This window comes from Streptomyces sp. NPDC001231, assembly GCF_042896885.1.
Lineage (GTDB): Bacteria > Actinomycetota > Actinomycetes > Streptomycetales > Streptomycetaceae > Streptomyces.
Genome location: NZ_JBIAXS010000015.1, coordinates 32138 through 47676, shown reverse-complemented (window position 1 = coordinate 47676; position 15539 = coordinate 32138). Strand labels below are relative to the sequence as shown.

The 15539-nt window shown below is 69.2% G+C and carries 13 protein-coding genes and 3 pseudogenes; 6 read left to right on the top strand and 10 right to left on the bottom strand.

Translation table 11 applies throughout. From position 1 onward, the window contains the following. Nucleotides 1-244 precede the first annotated feature (244 nt). The 5 genes from ACFY3J_RS19600 to ACFY3J_RS19580 all read right to left on the bottom strand — a co-directional run bounded on the left by ACFY3J_RS19600 (nt 245) and on the right by ACFY3J_RS19580 (nt 4809). Complete coding sequence (locus ACFY3J_RS19600; protein ID WP_390841346.1) at nt 245-802, bottom strand: DinB family protein; 558 nt, start codon at nt 800-802, stop codon at nt 245-247. Nucleotides 803-1499: 697 nt separating this feature from the next. Further along, nucleotides 1500-2273 (bottom strand): polysaccharide deacetylase family protein, encoded by a 774-nt coding sequence (locus ACFY3J_RS19595; RefSeq protein ID WP_384180622.1) that lies wholly within the window; start codon nt 2271-2273, stop codon nt 1500-1502. A gap of 437 nt (nt 2274-2710) precedes the next feature. After that, nucleotides 2711-3394 (bottom strand): epimerase, encoded by a 684-nt coding sequence (locus tag ACFY3J_RS19590; RefSeq protein ID WP_384180620.1) that lies wholly within the window; start codon nt 3392-3394, stop codon nt 2711-2713. A gap of 98 nt (nt 3395-3492) precedes the next feature. Further along, nucleotides 3493-3780, bottom strand: coding sequence for a TetR/AcrR family transcriptional regulator (locus ACFY3J_RS19585; RefSeq protein ID WP_384180618.1), 288 nt, complete (start codon nt 3778-3780; stop codon nt 3493-3495). A gap of 219 nt (nt 3781-3999) precedes the next feature. Beyond that, on the bottom strand, nt 4000-4809 hold the full coding sequence (locus tag ACFY3J_RS19580; RefSeq protein WP_390841345.1) for an SDR family NAD(P)-dependent oxidoreductase: 810 nt from the start codon (nt 4807-4809) through the stop codon (nt 4000-4002). Nucleotides 4810-4897: 88 nt separating this feature from the next. Here ACFY3J_RS19580 and ACFY3J_RS19575 point away from each other — a divergent pair, with 88 nt between their 5' ends. Both ACFY3J_RS19575 and ACFY3J_RS19570 read left to right on the top strand, forming a co-directional pair. Beyond that, nucleotides 4898-5461 carry a TetR/AcrR family transcriptional regulator gene (locus ACFY3J_RS19575; RefSeq protein ID WP_390841344.1) on the top strand — a complete coding sequence of 188 codons (564 nt, stop codon included), beginning with the start codon at nt 4898-4900 and terminating at the stop codon, nt 5459-5461. A 64-nt stretch (nt 5462-5525) separates the two neighbouring features. Continuing rightward, nucleotides 5526-5759 (top strand): hypothetical protein, encoded by a 234-nt coding sequence (locus ACFY3J_RS19570; RefSeq protein WP_384180612.1) that lies wholly within the window; start codon nt 5526-5528, stop codon nt 5757-5759. Between the two features lie 213 nt (nt 5760-5972). Here the strand turns inward: ACFY3J_RS19570 and ACFY3J_RS19565 are convergent, their stop codons facing one another. Together ACFY3J_RS19565 and ACFY3J_RS19560 are read right to left on the bottom strand one after the other, a co-directional pair. After that, complete coding sequence (locus tag ACFY3J_RS19565; protein ID WP_390841343.1) at nt 5973-6992, bottom strand: hypothetical protein; 1020 nt, start codon at nt 6990-6992, stop codon at nt 5973-5975. Nucleotides 6993-7044: 52 nt separating this feature from the next. After that, nucleotides 7045-7281, bottom strand: a pseudogene (locus ACFY3J_RS19560) (universal stress protein); the annotation flags it as partial. A 192-nt stretch (nt 7282-7473) separates the two neighbouring features. Here ACFY3J_RS19560 and ACFY3J_RS19555 point away from each other — a divergent pair. Together ACFY3J_RS19555 and ACFY3J_RS19550 are read left to right on the top strand one after the other, a co-directional pair. Further along, nucleotides 7474-8135: pseudogene (locus ACFY3J_RS19555) on the top strand (CBS domain-containing protein). A gap of 273 nt (nt 8136-8408) precedes the next feature. After that, entirely contained in the window at nt 8409-9083 is a 675-nt protein-coding gene (locus ACFY3J_RS19550) for a CBS domain-containing protein (protein WP_384180610.1), read from the top strand. 165 nt (nt 9084-9248) lie between these two features. Here ACFY3J_RS19550 and ACFY3J_RS19545 read toward each other — a convergent pair whose 3' ends face one another. Then, a complete protein-coding gene (locus tag ACFY3J_RS19545; RefSeq protein ID WP_384180608.1) occupies nt 9249-10067 on the bottom strand; it encodes a universal stress protein in 819 nt (272 codons plus the stop codon). Between the two features lie 182 nt (nt 10068-10249). Here ACFY3J_RS19545 and ACFY3J_RS19540 point away from each other — a divergent pair, with 182 nt between their 5' ends. Together ACFY3J_RS19540 and ACFY3J_RS19535 are read left to right on the top strand one after the other, a co-directional pair. Then, nucleotides 10250-11116: a universal stress protein gene (locus ACFY3J_RS19540; protein WP_384180606.1), complete on the top strand. Its 867-nt coding sequence runs from the start codon at nt 10250-10252 to the stop codon at nt 11114-11116. An 836-nt stretch (nt 11117-11952) separates the two neighbouring features. After that, a pseudogene (locus ACFY3J_RS19535) lies at nt 11953-12982 on the top strand (alcohol dehydrogenase catalytic domain-containing protein). 488 nt (nt 12983-13470) lie between these two features. On the opposite strand, the gene ACFY3J_RS19530 reads toward ACFY3J_RS19535, so the two are convergent. Together ACFY3J_RS19530 and ACFY3J_RS19525 are read right to left on the bottom strand one after the other, a co-directional pair. After that, nucleotides 13471-14898 carry an RtcB family protein gene (locus ACFY3J_RS19530; RefSeq protein ID WP_390841342.1) on the bottom strand — a complete coding sequence of 476 codons (1428 nt, stop codon included), beginning with the start codon at nt 14896-14898 and terminating at the stop codon, nt 13471-13473. Nucleotides 14899-14951: 53 nt separating this feature from the next. Then, nucleotides 14952-15389, bottom strand: coding sequence for an archease (locus tag ACFY3J_RS19525; protein WP_390841341.1), 438 nt, complete (start codon nt 15387-15389; stop codon nt 14952-14954). Nucleotides 15390-15539 lie beyond the last annotated feature (150 nt).

Sequence of the window (15539 nt, the reverse complement as noted above, 5' to 3'; positions counted from 1 at the left end):
GCACTCCCGCAGCGGATCCGGCGTCATCTTGACTACATCGCCTGGCTGGTCGATAGATACAACACCGGCTCCGGAGTCAACCCCCGAAGGACTTCCGGAGCCAACCACTAAGGGGAGACCCGCCAGCGCCGACCGCGCATCGAAGAGACTGCCCCGGAACCGCTGATCAGTGATGTTTCGTGATGGATGGCAAAGCCGCCCGACTGCCTGCCGGACCAGGGGTAGCGGGCCGTCCCGCTGGGGCCTATCCCATACTCTTGGCGCCGTCGAGAGACTCGCGGATGATGTCGGCGTGGCCGGCATGCTGGGCGGTCTCGGAAACGATGTGCATCAGCACCTGGCGGGCCGACCACTGAGCACCGGGTTCAGACCACGGGGCCTTCGGCAGCGGCCATGCGGCGTCCAGGTCGGGCAGAGTGGCCACCAGCTCGTCGGTCCGGCAGGCTACTTCCGCGTAGTTGGCCAGTACACCGGCCAGCGTCTCCTCGGGCAGCAATCGAAACCCGTCCGCCCGACGCGCCCAGTCGGCGTCGGTCATCGCCGTGAAGTCCGGCATGGTCGACGGGCCGTTCACGATGAAGTCCCCCCAGGCCCGTTCGGCCTCCGTGACGTGTTTGATCAGGCCACCCAAACACAACTCGCTGGCAGTGGTTCGCAGACGGGCCTGCTCGTCGGTGAGGTCACGGGTCGTGAAGCGCAGGAAGTGCCGCTGCTTGGCCAGTGCCTCAAGCCAGTCGGCGCGCTCGCCGGTGGTGGCCGGGTGCTCACCCAGGTGGCTGGTGGTCGGCTCGTTGCCGGTCATGATCTCTGCCTTTCAGTATTCCTGTTCCGTCGGCCAGAACCACGCTAGAGACCATTTAGGTCAGCATGTGTCCTAGTGGCGCGGGACACCTGCGGGCGGGGTGACGATAAAGGGGGCAGCATAGAGGCCCGGGCCTCTGACCTGGGCCTTCTTCGTGGAGCGGGTGACGAGAATCGAAACTTGCGCTCTCAGCTTGGGAAGCTCGGGTTTTCTGGCGGCAGATGTCGTGCTGACCTGCGGTGGAGTGGTGATGGAGCCCTGGGCACCGCGGGGCGTTGTCGCATTTCCACCCAGATGTCAGATCCGGCCTGTACCGCACAAAGCAAGTCCCTACGGCCGTTCGGGGGCAAACCGTCGTGGCGAACAAGGTCCTGTGCACGCATCTCGGCATCGAACTCAACCTCGAGCGGGACGACCTCGGAAATCCCGGCATGCCGGGACGCCCAGGACGAGCGGGCCGAGGGCGGAGAAGGAGTTCGTGTCGTCGGAAGCGGATCGTCGATCGAGCCATGCGATCCATTTGCGTTGAATGCCAGCCCCAGCGGCTCGTGGCTGAGGGCCTCGCGCAGGTGTGCTTCCGGGCGAACAACTGCCGCGCGCATGGCCTGGGCGTGGAGGTCATCGACAGGGAGTACATCGAGATCGAGCTGTAGTCGAGGGCCGGGACGTCGAACGCTGTTGCCGGCCAGGGCCGGGCTCAGCGCATCGGGAAGCCGAAGGAGTGGCCCTGCTCCTTGAGTCGGGGGAGGATCCGGCGCAGGGTCTCGACGGTCTGGGAGCGGTCGCCGCCCGCGTCGTGGAAGAGGAGCGTCGGCCCATTGGGCAGCTCCCGCTCGACGGTGGCGACGATGGCGTCCGTGCCCGGCCGCTCGAAGTCCTTGGAGTCCACGTTCCAGCCCAGCGGGCGCATGCCCCGGGAGGCCGCCAGCTTGCGGCTGTAGGGGGTGAAGGCCCCGCCGGGAGCGCGGTAGTACATCGGCCGTACGCCCCCGGACGCCTCGGTGATCATGCGTTCGGCGTCGAGTATCTGCTGCGCCTGGTAGGCCTGGGACTTGGTGTCCATGGTGGTGTCGTGCGACACCGTGTGGTCGCACAGCCGGTGTCCGGCCGCGACCACCTTCTTCACGAGGTCCGGGTGGGCCTGCGCCTGCGTTCCCACCATGCAGAACGTGGCCTTCACGCCGTACTCCCGCAGCACGTCGAGCACCTGAGGGGTCCACACGGGGTCGGGGCCGTCGTCGATGGTGATGTTGACGCCACGCGCCCCCTTGTCCGAGGCGTGCGCGATGGTCACCTTCACTGACTTGACGTCACTGCCCGGCGTGGCCGACGCGGCCGCCTGAGGCGACGAGCCGCCTGCGGCACCGGCCTGCGCGGTCCACACCGAGGCACCGGCGGCCAGTACCGTCACCCCGAGTGCCGCCCCGGCCACCTTGCCGTACCAGCCCCGCCCGCCGCTGTGCCGTGCCATGTCCGCCCCGCTTTCCCGCAGTTCCTCGCCGATGCCTGGTCGCCTTCCGACCACTTGGCAGGACGAGGGGTGCCGGCCACGGGATGCGTCCGTTACCGATCGCGGACACTTCCGGGGGAGTTCGCGGACAACAAGCACTCCAGTACTGTTTCGTGATCTATCCGGCGGGTTCGCCGACGGTCCGTCATCGACAGTGGCTGCGTCGGGCTGTTGCCCGGTGGCGTCGGCGCCAGTTGGACCAGTGCGGCAGCCTGGCCGCGGTCACGGCTGGTGGGGTGAAGGCGGCGACGAGTAGATGTCGGATCTCCGGGACGGTCAGCGTGATCGGATCGCGGCTGCGGACGGGGTGGTGCGCGTCGGTGGGTCGTTCTCCTTCGCCGCCCTGCCCGGCCGGCGGGCCCGAGAAGTGTCGGCAGGCGGGCCGCACGGGGGTCAGTCTATGCGGCGGCCCCGCTGTCGCCGCCCAGCCGGTTGATCTCCGGGCTGTACAGGATCCGCTGTTCGACCGCTCCGGGGCGAGTGACGGCGAGCATGGCGCGGCCTATGTGTTCGGTGGTTGTGGTGTGACGGGGAGCGAGGCGGTGCAGCAGCGGGTAGAGCCAGGAGGTTAGGGCGTAAAGGACGCGGTACACCGGGGTCCTGGAGGCGGCTCCGTGGCGGGGGCGAATATAGGCGGGGCGGAACATGTACGCGTTCATTGGCATGGCCAGTAGGGCGTTCTCGGTGCGGCCCTTGACGCGGGCCCACATGGTCCGGCCGTCTTCGCGGCTGTTGGTGCCCTCTCCCGAGATGTAGGTGAAGGTCAGTCCGGGGTTGGACGCGGAGACGGCACGTGCGGCGGCGAGGGTGTAGTCGTAGGTGATGCGGGTGTACTCGGCCTCGCTGCGGCCGGCGGAGGAGATGCCGAGACAGTAGAAGCAGGCGTCGTGACCGGCCAGTTGTCCGTGGATGGCGGACAGATCGGTGAAGTCCTGGTGGATGACTTCCTGCAGCTTGGGATGGCTGATGCCCAGCGGGCTGCGGACCACCACCAGCACACGCGTGACAGCGGGGTCGAGGAGACAGGCGCGCAGTACGCCCTGTCCCATCATGCCGGACGCGCCGAAGATGACGATTTTCACGGGCAGACTCCAGGTAGAGGGAGAAGGTGCAGGTCCGCAGCACCGCAGTGGCGGTGGCGGCGATGGGGCGCTCATGGCAGGTATGAGCGGGGTGTTGCTCAGGGAGAGCACGAGCATGAGGTCACGGGGTTCCCCGGCGGGCAGCGCGTCGGAGACGAGCCCGTTCTTCTGCGCCTGGGCGATCTGGCAGGCCCTTGCCTTGTGGGCCTCGTGTACGGCCAGTCGACGATCTCCGTGACCAGACGGCTGTGGGCAGTGTCGAGCAGCTCGACCTTGCTGCCGAAGTAGCGTTGGAGCAGGGCGTTGTTGCCGTCGGCGGCCTTGGTGATGCGGTCGCCCCGGGCGCCGGCGATGCGGTACTGGGCGAACTCCTCGGTGGCGGCCAAAGGACAACTTAGTCGTAGCTGCGCCCGGTGGCTTTCTCCACCCGCTGCGCCGAATCGCCCTGTGCGAAGGCGACCGGCCAGGCGCGTCGAACAATGCCTGATTCCCGTGGTTCGGGGCTCGGTGGCACCGCCTGGGGCCGACGCTTCCGGCTGAAGGCAGTCCGGTGGCGCCGACCCATTGGGGGCCGTCCGCGAGGGGTGCTGTGGGGGGTGTGGCCGTCAGTCAGTGCCGGCCGTGACCGTCTCCCAGCGGGCGTATTCGTCCATCAGCTCGGCGAAGCGGCCCCGCACCATCTCCAGGCCGGCGGTGGCCAGAGCCAGGTGAAGCGGGGGTTTGTCGATGCCCGTGATGTCGGCAACGGCCGCCATGGACTTGACGAGGTCGCCCCTTACCGCCTGCTTGTCGAATTCGGCCATGGTTGCGTAGGCGGGCGCGTAGGCGGGGATGGAGGAGGCGGGGAGGTTCGAGTTGGTCGCGAACCGGGTGTTGAAGCCCGCCGGCTCGACCAGGGTGACGTGGATGCCGAGCGGGCCGACCTCCTTGGCCAGCCCCTCGGTCAGGTTCTGCACGGCGCTCTTGGAGGCGCAGTACAGGGCCATCGTGGGCAGGCTGACGTGGCCGCCCATGGAGCCGATGTTGAGGATGTGGCCGGAGCCGCGTTCCCGCATGTGCGGGAGTACGGCCTGGATCACCTGGACGAGGCCCACCACATTGGTTTCGAACTGGTCGCGCAGTTGCTCGGCGCTGACTTCCTCGACCGTGCCGATCTGCCCGTAGCCGGCGGCGTTGACGAGGGCGTCGATGGCGCCGAAGCGATCGATCGCCTCCCTGACGGCCTGCTCGATGCTGGCGCGGTCGGTGACGTCGAGGCGGGTGACCAGGATGTTGGCGAGGTCGGCGAAGGCAGGGTTGGCCTTGGCGGTGTCACGCATGGTGGCCACGACGTTCCAGCCGCGCTTGACGTATTCGAAGGTGATCGCCTCGCCCATGCCGGTCGCGGCGCCGGTGATCAGAACAGTCTTGCTCATGATGCTCTCTCTCAGGAGTGCGGCTTCCAACCGCACTAAACAGAAACAACAAATACTGTATAGCATGCTCACTCTGTATAGTGCGCCTATGTCAACACCCCGGGGAGACGCCCAGCGCCGCGAGCAGGTGCTAGCAGCAGCACTGACCGTTTTCGCCACCTTCGGTTATCGCAAGACGTCGATGGACGCGGTGGCCCGGGCCGCGGACATCTCCCGCCCCGGGCTGTACTTCCTGTTCGCCGGCAAGGGGGAACTGTTCCGCGCGACCATGCAGCAGGAGTTGGACAAGGCCCTGGACGACGTCCGCGCGGCGCTGACCGCACCCGACGTGGGCCTCGACGCGCGTCTGGTGGCCGCGCTTGACGCCCACCTGGGCCGCTACGTCGGTACGCACCTCAACGAGGGCGTCGACGACCTGCTGGAGCAAGGCACAGCACAGCTCGACAGCATGTATGACGACTACCGGGCTGCCTTCCGTGACGCGCTCGCCGAGGCCATCGCCGCCTCCGGCCGGCCCGCCGGTGATGTCGCACCGAGGCAGATCGCCGAGGTCCTGGCCGCCGCCGGTGAGGGTTGGAAGCACCGTGTTGCCGACCGTTCGGAATTCGTCAACAAGCTCACCCTGGCCGTCGATGTCGTGTTGCGGCCATAGGTCATACAGCCTGCCGCCGAGCTCCACGGTGACTGGGCGACAGTGGCCCATACGCCGGCGGGCGATGTTCGACCAGGTCACGGCCCGGATCGCGGGCAGATTCGGCCGGGTTGAGCCCCGGGCCGCGGCCCGCGCCTACCTGCTCGGGCTACTGTCGAGCGTCGAACGGAAGAACCGCTGGAAGCCGGCCGAACAGGCCGGCCATACCCGGCCGGGGCCGCTGCAGCGCCTGCTGTGCTACGCCCGCGGCTTCGCGCGGCGGCCACGTTCCTGCTCCGACTGTCACTGCACCAGCTGAGCGATCTTGCGGTCGATACGGCGCAGCCACATCTCGTGCCAGACCCGCAGAGTACGCAATCGTTCCAGGTCAGGAGGCAGGTCTTCGCGAACATACGTGTTGTGACTGAGCGTCGTAGTTGGCCGGCCCGGCCAACTACGACGCTCACAGTCCCGGGCGGTGCGCGCCCGCCTGCCTCGGATATCGAGGCGACGCCCGACGATGCCCGGCAGGTTAGGGATCTGCGGCCGTGAAGGTGGTGAGGAGCTCTTGGGCGTGCCTTCGGAATACGGTGTCCTGGCCGATGATTTGGTCTTCGATTCCGGAGCGGACGATCCGGGCGTCGCCGTCGGCGAGGACGGCGAGTCGGCGCAGGTGGTCGCCGGTCAAAGCGTCGGGGCCGAGGGCTTCCAGCGCATCGACGGCACCCGCTGGATCGGCGTCCACTTCGGCGGACCGCAAGGCGGCCGCGGCGAGCGCGGTGCGGTCCAGTGAGTCGGGTTCCGCCACGGCTGTGAGTGCCACCACCGAGGCCGGCGCCGCCGCCGGATCGTCGAGTGCGGCTTCCAGGCGGGCGGCGAGCGGCCGTGCCGCGGGGCCGAGGAGGGCCGTCGTGCGGGCGGCCCGCGCCACTGACCACCGGGACCAAGGGTTCTGTTCGGCGCGGGCGAAGACCGAGTCCAGCACGGCGACCGCCTCGTCCGCTTCCCCCGTGACGCGCCACAGAGCCTCGGCGAGTTCCGTGTCCTTGTCCAGGGCGGGCGTGGTGTAGTTCTCGGGGCCGCTGAGCGCCTCACGCAGGACCGGCGCCAGCGCCGCTCCCCGGGGACCGAGCGCACCGGCCGTCTTGGCGGCCTCCCTGAGCTGACCGGCACCAAGCCGGAGTTCCTGTTCGAGGCAGTGCAGAAGGGGCGCGGTCTCGCCGACGAGGTCGTACAGGGCCTTCTCCGCGGGGAGGACTCCCTGCTCGGCCCGCGCTCGCAGCGAGGTGACGGCCCGAGCGCGGTCCTCCGGAGCACAGTCGGCGGCCACGGAGGAGATGGCCTGGGCGGCCTGGCCGGGAAAGTGCGGGAGCGCCGCGCACAACACGGGCAACGTCAGCGCTGCCTGGGCGCCCCACCCCGCCAGCAGGTGCGTCAACTGCTGCGGTTCGTTGCCGCTCAGGTCCTCGGGCCGGGCGAGGCGGTCCCGGACCGCGTCGAGAAGTTCGCCGTTGTACGGGAAGGCGGAGCGCGAAGGCCTCGGGCGCAGCACGGAGCAACACGGACACGGCGTCCTCGGGCAGTACCTCGCCCGACACCTTCACCTCGGGATTGCGACGCCGGGCCCGTTCCACGCAGGAAGCGACGACGTGCTCAGCCATAACCTCCTTGGCAGGGCGGTCAGTGCTGAACAACGGCTGGATTCCCCCATGGCTCTCCCACAGGGAGGCATGGACGATGTGGAGGGGCAGTCCGTGCCGTGCCGCCTCGCCCACGGCCCAGTCGACCGCGGTCAGGCTGGAGTCCGATCCGTCGACACCCACGACCAGTGGCAGTTCCATCGCCGTCACCGCCTTCGTCACCCGGCTGCCGAGAGCCTCTTATGAATACCGTCCACTGCCTGCACGGCGCCGCGACACGCCATCGGGTCCGCACCTGTGCGTCTCCGGCCGGTTTGCAGCAGACCCGGTCGCGGTGATGCTGGAGGCAATGGCTCGGTCAACTCGTCCGGCACGCCTCCAGGAACCGAGGACATGCCTGTCACTGCTCCGCACATCGTGAGTGACGTGATGACGGCACCCGTGGTCGCCGTGGGGCGCGACACGCGGTTCAAAAGGATCGTGCGGGCGATGGACGAGCTGCATGTGAGTGCCGTACCGGTCGTCGACGGGGAAGGGCGGGTCGTCGGTGTGGTGTCCGAGGCCGACCTGCTGCCCAAGGAGGAGTTCCGAGACCGCGGGCTCACCCGATTCGAGCGGATCCGCCGCCGGTTTGACCTGGCCAAGGCGGAGGGGATGACAGCCGAGCAGGTGATGAGCCAGCCTGCCGTCATGGTGCACCCGGACGCCACCCTGGCTCAGGTGGCTCGCCTCATGGCCGTGCATCGTGTCAAGCGGCTGCCCGTCGTCAATGACGAGGGCACATTGTGTGGCATCGTCAGCCGCGGTGACCTTCTGAAAGCGTTCCTGCGGTCGGACGAGGACATCGAGGAGGAGATCCGCCGCACGGTGGTGTCCTACCTGTTCCCCTGCACGCCCATGCCATCCATGTGTCCGTGCGGGAGGGGACCGTCACGCTCCGTGGGCCCGTCCACCACACCTCGCTCATCTGGGTTGCCGAGCGCCTCGTGCGCGGGCTGGAGGGCGTGGTGGACGTCGAGTCCCGGCTCAGTGGAGCTACTGGTGGGCCGGAGTGATGCATCCTCCGGGCCGAGGTTCCGCAGTTGCGGGCAGCAGTGCCTGGCCCCGGCGGGTGAGAGATCGATGCCTTCGCCACGCAGTGTCGCCGTCGTGCCTCGCGGCGCCGGTCGCCGGGCTTTCGATGACCAGTTGGTCGCCGAGGTGAGCTCGCATGAGCGCTGCCCCCTCCGCAGAATGGTGCTGTATCCAACCTGCCGCGTTCGACACACCGCCGCACGAAGCGAGAGGTCCCCGTCCGCGAGGTGGGCGGCCCGTATCCGGGAGGCACCATGCACCACCGAACGGTCGAGGAACTCATGACCCGCGATGTCGTCCGGGCGCGGCGTGACACGCCGTTCAAGGAGCTCGTCAGGTTGCTGGAGGAGAACGACGTCACCGCCGTTCCCGTCGTGGACGAGCTGGACCGCCCGATGGGTGTGGTGTCCGAGGCCGACCTGCTGCGGAAGACCACCGACCAGGCCGACCCATCGGGGAGGACCCCGATCCCGCACTTGGAGGCCTGGGAGCGGGCCAAGGCCGAGGGTTCGCGGGCCGAGGAACTGATGTCCGCTCCCGCGGTGTGCGCGCGGCCGGAGTGGACCGTGGTCGAGGCCGCCCGCCTCATGGAGACCCAGCACGTCAAACGGCTTCCTGTGGTGGACGAGGCGGACCGGCTCCTGGGCATCGTCAGCCGTGGTGACCTGCTGCGGATCTTCCTACGCCGCGACGAGGCCATCAGCGACGAGATCACCGGAGATCTGCTGCGGCGCACCCTGGGGATCGATCCACGGGACGTGACCGCGGAAGTGCGCGACGGGCGGGTCACCCTCGCCGGCACCGTGGAGTCCAGGAGTCTGATTCCCGTCATCGAGCAGTTGTGCCGTGGCGTCGACGGCGTCGTGTCGGTCTCCGGGAACCTTGCCCACCGCACGGACGGCCCCGGCGACGCACCCACCCGCACCTGAGGTGAAGAAACAGGTGGTCGGCCTCCAGCAGCAGGCCGCTGGTCGTCCCCTGATCTTCTCACCATGGAACGACAGCGGTCTGCCCTCACCGGGCCGGAAGTCCCTGCTGGGACCGGAGATCGGCCCAAGGAGGCCGGTGACGGTCCGTCTCTCGTCCCGTGGCGGTCACCTTTGCGGCACGACGGCGACGGGACACGGCGCGTGATGCAGCAGCGCGTGATTGATCAGGCCCAACTGCAAGCCCGAATGCACAAGTTGGCGCCGGGCGCCCACGACCAGCAGATCCGCCGTCGACGCGACCTCCAACAGGGCACGGCGCGCCGGTTTCTCCATCAATTGCCGGCTCACCGAGGCGTTCCGATACCTTTCGGCAGGGCGACGCAGGGCGTCGTCGAGCACCTGCGCCGGCGGACGCCGGTGGGCTTCCAGGAACCACGACGGGGCCCGCGGTGTCGTACAGGCACCGGTCGGTGCGCTCCAGGCGTGTACCGCCACAAGTCGACAGCCCCGCACGTGGGCCTCGCGCAACGCGAAGTCCACCGCCGTGCCGCTGCCCTCCCCGTCCTCGACTCCCACGACGACATTCCCGAACCGGGCGGCGCGATGCTCCGGGCTGCCGCGGACGACGACGACCGGGCAGTCGGCACGCGCTGCCACGGCGAGGCTGACCGAGCCCAGGAGCATGCCGGAAAGGTCCCCGTGCCCCCTGGACCCCAGCACCAGCGCGAAGGCATTGCGTCCCTTGTCGACCAGTGCGGAGGCCGCATCCTCGTGCGAGACCTCGCTGGACAACCGCACCGCGGGAGCATCCTGCCTGGCACGCGCCGAGGCAGCGCTGATCACGTCGGACGCTTCCTGCTCACCGGCCGCCGCGTGCAGGAGATGGAGCGGGATCCCGTGCCGGTCCGCCTCGTCGGCTGCCCATCCGACTGCCTCCAGGCTCGACTTGGATCCGTCCACGCCCACCACCAGGGGAATCCTCACCGCGCCCTTCTCCTCTCGTGGCGGATTCCACGGCTCCGATCGCTCCTCCGCGGGTCCGAATGCGCCGCGGTCGGGGCCGGGGGATCCTCGAATGGGAGAAGCTCATCGCGCCCGGCATGCAGGCGACGTCCCGGACCCGTTCACCGTCCTCTCCAGCTTCTTACGAGACGGAGGCCGCCGCCATGCCACCAGTCGTCACCGTAGGCCTCGACGGCTCGCCCGAGAGTCTGGCCGCTGCCCGCTGGGCCGCGGACGAAGCAGTGAGACGCAAGCTCGCGCTGCGGCTGCTGCACGCGTGGCCGCTGCTGGCACCGGAACCAACCCGGGTCCCCGCCGAAGTCGATCAGAACTACTGGGCGAAGCGTCTCGTCCATACGGCGCAGGCGGAGCTGCAAGCGCGCCATCCGGGCCTGTCAGTCGTCGGGAACCTGGTCGCCGACGACGCCCAGCACGCCCTCCTCCAAGCGGCCTCGGAGTCGGAGATGCTCGTCCTCGGTTCCCGGGGGCTCGAGCCCGTTGAGAGCTACTTCCTCGGGGACGTCAGCATGCCTGTCGTGGCGCGGGCCGAGCGGCCCGTGGTGCTGGTGCGCGCCGAGCGCCCGGAGCGGAGACAACCGACGCCGGCGAGCCGTGTCGTTGTGGCCCTGAAACTGCACGGATCCTCGGACGACCTGCTCGACTTCGCCTTCCACACCGCGGCGGCCAGGGGTGTCCCCCTCCTCGCCGTCCACGGTCGCAGCGTGCCGCTCCACGTACGTGTGCCCCGGGGAGTGGACCACCACATCAGCGAAGACATGACGCGGGGTGCGCGCGAGCAGCTGAGCGGAGAGCTGCACTCGTGGCGGGAGAAGTACCCACAGGTGGACGTGGCCGACAGCATCCGTCTCGTCAGTCCCGCCAAGGCCGTCGTGGAGGCCGGCGAGGGAGCTGCTGTGCTGGTATTGGGCCGGCGTCGGCATCGTGCCGGCCTGGTGCCCCGTCTCGGGCCTGTGGCGCAGGCCGCCATTCATCACGGACGCTGCCCTGTCGCCGTCGTTCCTCATGGCTGAGCCCAGCCTTCGCGCCGCGTGGCGGGCCGGGTGTGCGGGATCCGTACCGCGACGCTGTTCTTCGGCGGCGGCCGGGCCCAGAAGCTCAAGAATCCTCGATCTGGGATTCCCGGGCTGCAACACGGTCGCGGCGCGCCGGGCCTGTGTGAGCGCGAGCCGACCCTCAACCGCTGGTTCGCCCCCGACGTCTACTTGGACCTGGCGAGTTCAGCAGCCCTGAGCGGAGGTGCCTGAACACTCGTGGTGATGCACCGCATGCCGGAGGACCGCCGCCTCTTCCACCTGGTACGGGCAGGGGCTGTCGTGGGCGATGTCCTTCGCGCCGGCACCTGGCCGCGTGCCACGCGGGCGGACCCCGTGGCCGCGATGTGGACGAACAAGGTCGCGGGTCGCGCTGTCGGCACGATGGGAGGCGAGCTTCGCGCAGGTCCACTCGCCGGCTGCGGAGGACTGCATGACGGAGACCGAGCGGCTGGTGCGCCGCTACCTCGCCGGTCGCGACTGCCATGCCAGGTGCCGGGAGACGTGTCCGTCGCCCGCCTGAGTACGTGTGAACCTGATGCTTCCGACGCCGGTCCCGCCATGGCCGGCGCGATGGCCGCCAGGGAAGAGTCATGGTCCGAGGCCGTGCCGACACCAGTGGCGCGTTGGAATCCGCGGCCGCCCAGGCACTGACCGTCGTACACCTGTGGGGCACCGGTCATGGCCCCCGCATTTCGCCGCCCCTACATGGAGCGGAACTGAGATGCCATGGAGTCGGCAAGGTGTGCGGGCCGTGTTGCCCGGCAGTACCGCGGGGGTGACCGTAGAGGTGGGGGAGCGAGGGAGTGACCACCGTGAGAGCGCTCGTCTACCACGGTCCTGCACACGCCTCCTGGGAGACCGTCCCGGACCCCGTGATCGAGGAGGCGACCGACGCGATCGTCCGCGTCGACGCCACCACCGTCTGCGGCACTGATCTGCACATCCGGCGGGGAGACTTTCCCGAGGTGAAGCAGGGGACGGTGCTCGGTCACGAGGCCGTCGGGGAGGTCATGGAATCCGGTGGCCAAGTTCACCACCTCCGTCCCGGCGACCAGGTGATCGTGTCGTCCCGTCTCAGCCTGCGGTCATTGCGGGGAGTGCCGCGACGCCATGTACGGACAGTGCCGCGGGGGCGGCGGTTGGATGCTGGGGAATCTGATCAACGGCACCCAGGCGGAGTTGGTGCGCGTGCCGTTCGCTGATCACTCCACCACCCTGCGGCCGTCCAACCTCCCGCTCGATGACATGGTGCTGCTCGCCGAACTCCTCCCGACCGCCTACGAGGTCGGGGTCCGCAATGGACATGTGTGCCCGGGAGACACCGTCGTCGTGATGGGCGCGGGCCCCGTCGGTCTTGCCACGGCGCTTGTCGCGCGGCTCTACTCGCCTCGCCGGATCGTCGTCGTCGACCCGGCCAAGGCCCGGCTGGAGGCCGCCGTCCGTGCGGGGGTGGATGCCGCTGAGTCACCGGGAACGATGATCGCCGAACTGTCCGAGGGACCAGGCGCGGACGTGGTCATCGAAGCATCAGGCGACCCGGACGGTTTCGTACTGTGCACGCGCGCCGTCCGCACGGGAGGGCACATCGCCAACATCGGCACGCACGGCAAACCGGCGACGCTGCACCTTGAGTTCCTGTGGCACAAGAACGTGACGATCAGTACGGGCCAGGTGGATACGTCCTCCACGCCATGGCTGCTTGAGCTGATGAGGTTCGGGCACCTGTCCGTCTCCCGATTGGTCACCTGCACCTTCGGCCTCGACCACATGGAGGACGCCTACGAAGTGTTCGGCAGCGGCACCAGTACGGGAGCACTCAAAGTCGTGCTGCGCCGCGAGTAGGGCGCTTGGTCGAACAACTTGGCAGCGCCGGGTCAAGCCTGGCGCAAGGTCCAACTGTTTCCCGGGTAGGCGGAGGCTGCACGGGAGAGCTGAAGGTGCGAGTGAGCAGTCGCCAGTGCTGATACGGGGCGTGTGGTCCCGCTCCTCGCCGCCCCATCAGGCCTGCCGCCGACGGGCGGCGCCCAGACTCCGGCCTCTGGGAGCCGTCAAACTGGCCGAGCACTACGCCGGACGACTACGGCGACCCGTTACCGTGCTGCGCAAGACCTGCGTGTCAGGCACGAGCGCGCAAGCCGGTGAGTGGTCGGTGACGTTGTCGGACGGCCGGCGGTCCTCGAGGACGACATGATCAGCACGGGCGGTACGGTGGAGGCGGCCGTGCGGGTCCTGCTGCCGCTCCCGACAACACCGTGGCTGCTTGCCTGCACCAACCCGAGGTCCCGGACACGCTGCTGGTGCGCGCCTGGGTGTGCCGTTCGGGGCGGTTTTCAGCCTTTGAGGACGCCCAGCGGCACCAGGCGGGCGACAAGGCGGCCCAGGTTGTTGTGTTCGCTCGCCCGGACGACGGCGTCGACATCCTTGTACGCCTCTGGTGCCTCCTCGGTGATGCTCCTCCAGGAGGCGGGGCGCACAGCGACCCCCGCGTCGACCAGCTCCCGGCGCAACTGCCCGGCGGACATTTCGCGGTGCGCGCGGTGTCGGCTCCAGACGCGGCCCGCGCCGTGGCAGCAGGAGTCGAACGCCCGATTGCCGGTGCTGCCGGTCATGACGTACGAGGCGGTGCCCATTGTGCCGGGCACGAACACCGGCTGACCCAAGGGGCGGAGTGCGTCCGGCAGGTCGGGGTGGCCCGGTGGCAGGGCCCGGGTAGCGCCTTTGCGGTGGATGCACAGCAGGTGCTGGGCGGCACCGTTGTCGGTGTGGCGTTCCAGTTTGGCGAGGTTGTGCGAGACGTCGTAGAGCAGGTCCAGGCCCGCGCCGGTGGCCTCGAGGAAGACGCTGCGGGCGGCTTCGGCCAGCAGCTGGCGGTTGGCGCGGGCGAAGTTCGCAGCCGCGGCCATCGCACCCAGGTAGGCGCGACCTTCGGGCGAGTCGACGGGTACGCAGGCGAGTTGCGGGTCGGGTACCTCGATGCCGTACCGGCGCATCACGGTGTCCATGGCCCGCACGTGGTCGGCGCAGATCTGGTGGCCCAGACCGCGCGAGCCACAGTGGATCATGACGCACACCAGACCGGGGCGCAGGCCGAACGCTCGCGCGCACGGCTCGTCGTAGATCGCGTCGACTGCCTGGACCTCCAGGAAGTGGTTGGCCGACCCCAGGCTGCCGACCTGCCCGGCGCCGCGCTCCAGCGCACGTTCCCCGACCTGGGTGACATCGGCGTCGTCGACAGCTCCGCCGTCCTCGCACCGCTCCAGGTCGCGCGGCACGCCGCGGCCCTGCTCGATGGCGTACCGGGCACCGCCGCACAGGATTTCGTGCAGTTGCGCCCGGCCCGCCAGGTGCCACAGTCCGCCGCGCCCGAGCCCGCGCGGGATCATCACGTCCAGGCGGTCCATCAGTACGGGCAGCTTCGGCAGCAGGGCGGTGCGGTCCACGTGCGCGGTGAGCAGGCGTACCCCGCAGGAGATGTCGAAGCCCACGCCTCCGGGCGAGATGACCCCGCCGTGGGCGATGTCGGTCGCTGCCACGCCGCCGATCGGGAAGCCGTAGCCCCAGTGGATGTCGGGCATGGCGTACGAGGCGCGGACGATGCCCGGCAGCGTGGCCACATTGGCCACCTGCTGAAGGGCTTGATCGCCGGGCTCGTCCGGCAGCAGCTCCCGTGGCGAGAGGACAACTCCGGGTGCGCGCATGGCGCCGGTCTGCTCGATGCGGAACCGCCAGGGTCCCTCCGCCACCAGCCGGATGTCCATGTCGGTTCGGCCTCCTCGGCGAGCCGTTCCGGCGCAGGACACCGGGACGGACATCACACATCCAGCGTCACCCGGCAGGCCCACCTGTGCGCATCCCGGGCCAGCCGCAGCCCATGCAACGCGACCGCCTTGGGTACGGCCCCGGTCTGCGTGGCCGTCGAACTGTCGGCCATGCTGAATCGCACCCGTACCCCGCCCGGCTCCGGCGTCACCGTGGCGTCCGCAGGAAGCTCGTCCGCAGCGTCCATGCGGTAGATGACTTCCTCGAGCACGGCAGCCAGGATCCGGCCGTCGTCCTCGGCTGACACCACGCACTCCCGGGTAACCATGGAAGCACCTGGAGGCAGTTCGGCGAAGCTGCCGACCATGCCCCGCACTGCCTCGACGATGCATTCCTCGCGCGTCGGCGCCCACGCCTCGACACGAAGATCACCGGTGTGCGGAAGACTCCGGTGACCTCGCGGAGACCATCCGGGCCCGGCATCGGTCATCGTGCTTAGACACCTTGACCCGAGAGCCGGCCAGTCGGCCGGGCATGCGTTCCGCGCCTGCCGGTCATCGTGGGCGGGGCGTTGTTGCATGGTGCAGGGATGTGCGGCAGGTGTCGTACCACGTTCTCGTGCCACCTTTCCGCTGGTGAC

Coding starts and splice junctions, on each gene's coding strand:
- ACFY3J_RS19530 (WP_390841342.1), bottom strand. CDS start 14,898: ATGGACATCCGGCTGGTGGCGGAGGGACCCTGGCGGTTCCGCATCGAG.
- ACFY3J_RS19525 (WP_390841341.1), bottom strand. CDS start 15,389: ATGACCGATGCCGGGCCCGGATGGTCTCCGCGAGGTCACCGGAGTCTT.
- ACFY3J_RS19575 (WP_390841344.1), top strand. CDS start 4,898: ATGTCAACACCCCGGGGAGACGCCCAGCGCCGCGAGCAGGTGCTAGCA.
- ACFY3J_RS19580 (WP_390841345.1), bottom strand. CDS start 4,809: ATGAGCAAGACTGTTCTGATCACCGGCGCCGCGACCGGCATGGGCGAG.
- ACFY3J_RS19550 (WP_384180610.1), top strand. CDS start 8,409: ATGCACCACCGAACGGTCGAGGAACTCATGACCCGCGATGTCGTCCGG.
- ACFY3J_RS19595 (WP_384180622.1), bottom strand. CDS start 2,273: ATGGCACGGCACAGCGGCGGGCGGGGCTGGTACGGCAAGGTGGCCGGG.
- ACFY3J_RS19570 (WP_384180612.1), top strand. CDS start 5,526: ATGTTCGACCAGGTCACGGCCCGGATCGCGGGCAGATTCGGCCGGGTT.
- ACFY3J_RS19600 (WP_390841346.1), bottom strand. CDS start 802: ATGACCGGCAACGAGCCGACCACCAGCCACCTGGGTGAGCACCCGGCC.
- ACFY3J_RS19540 (WP_384180606.1), top strand. CDS start 10,250: ATGCCACCAGTCGTCACCGTAGGCCTCGACGGCTCGCCCGAGAGTCTG.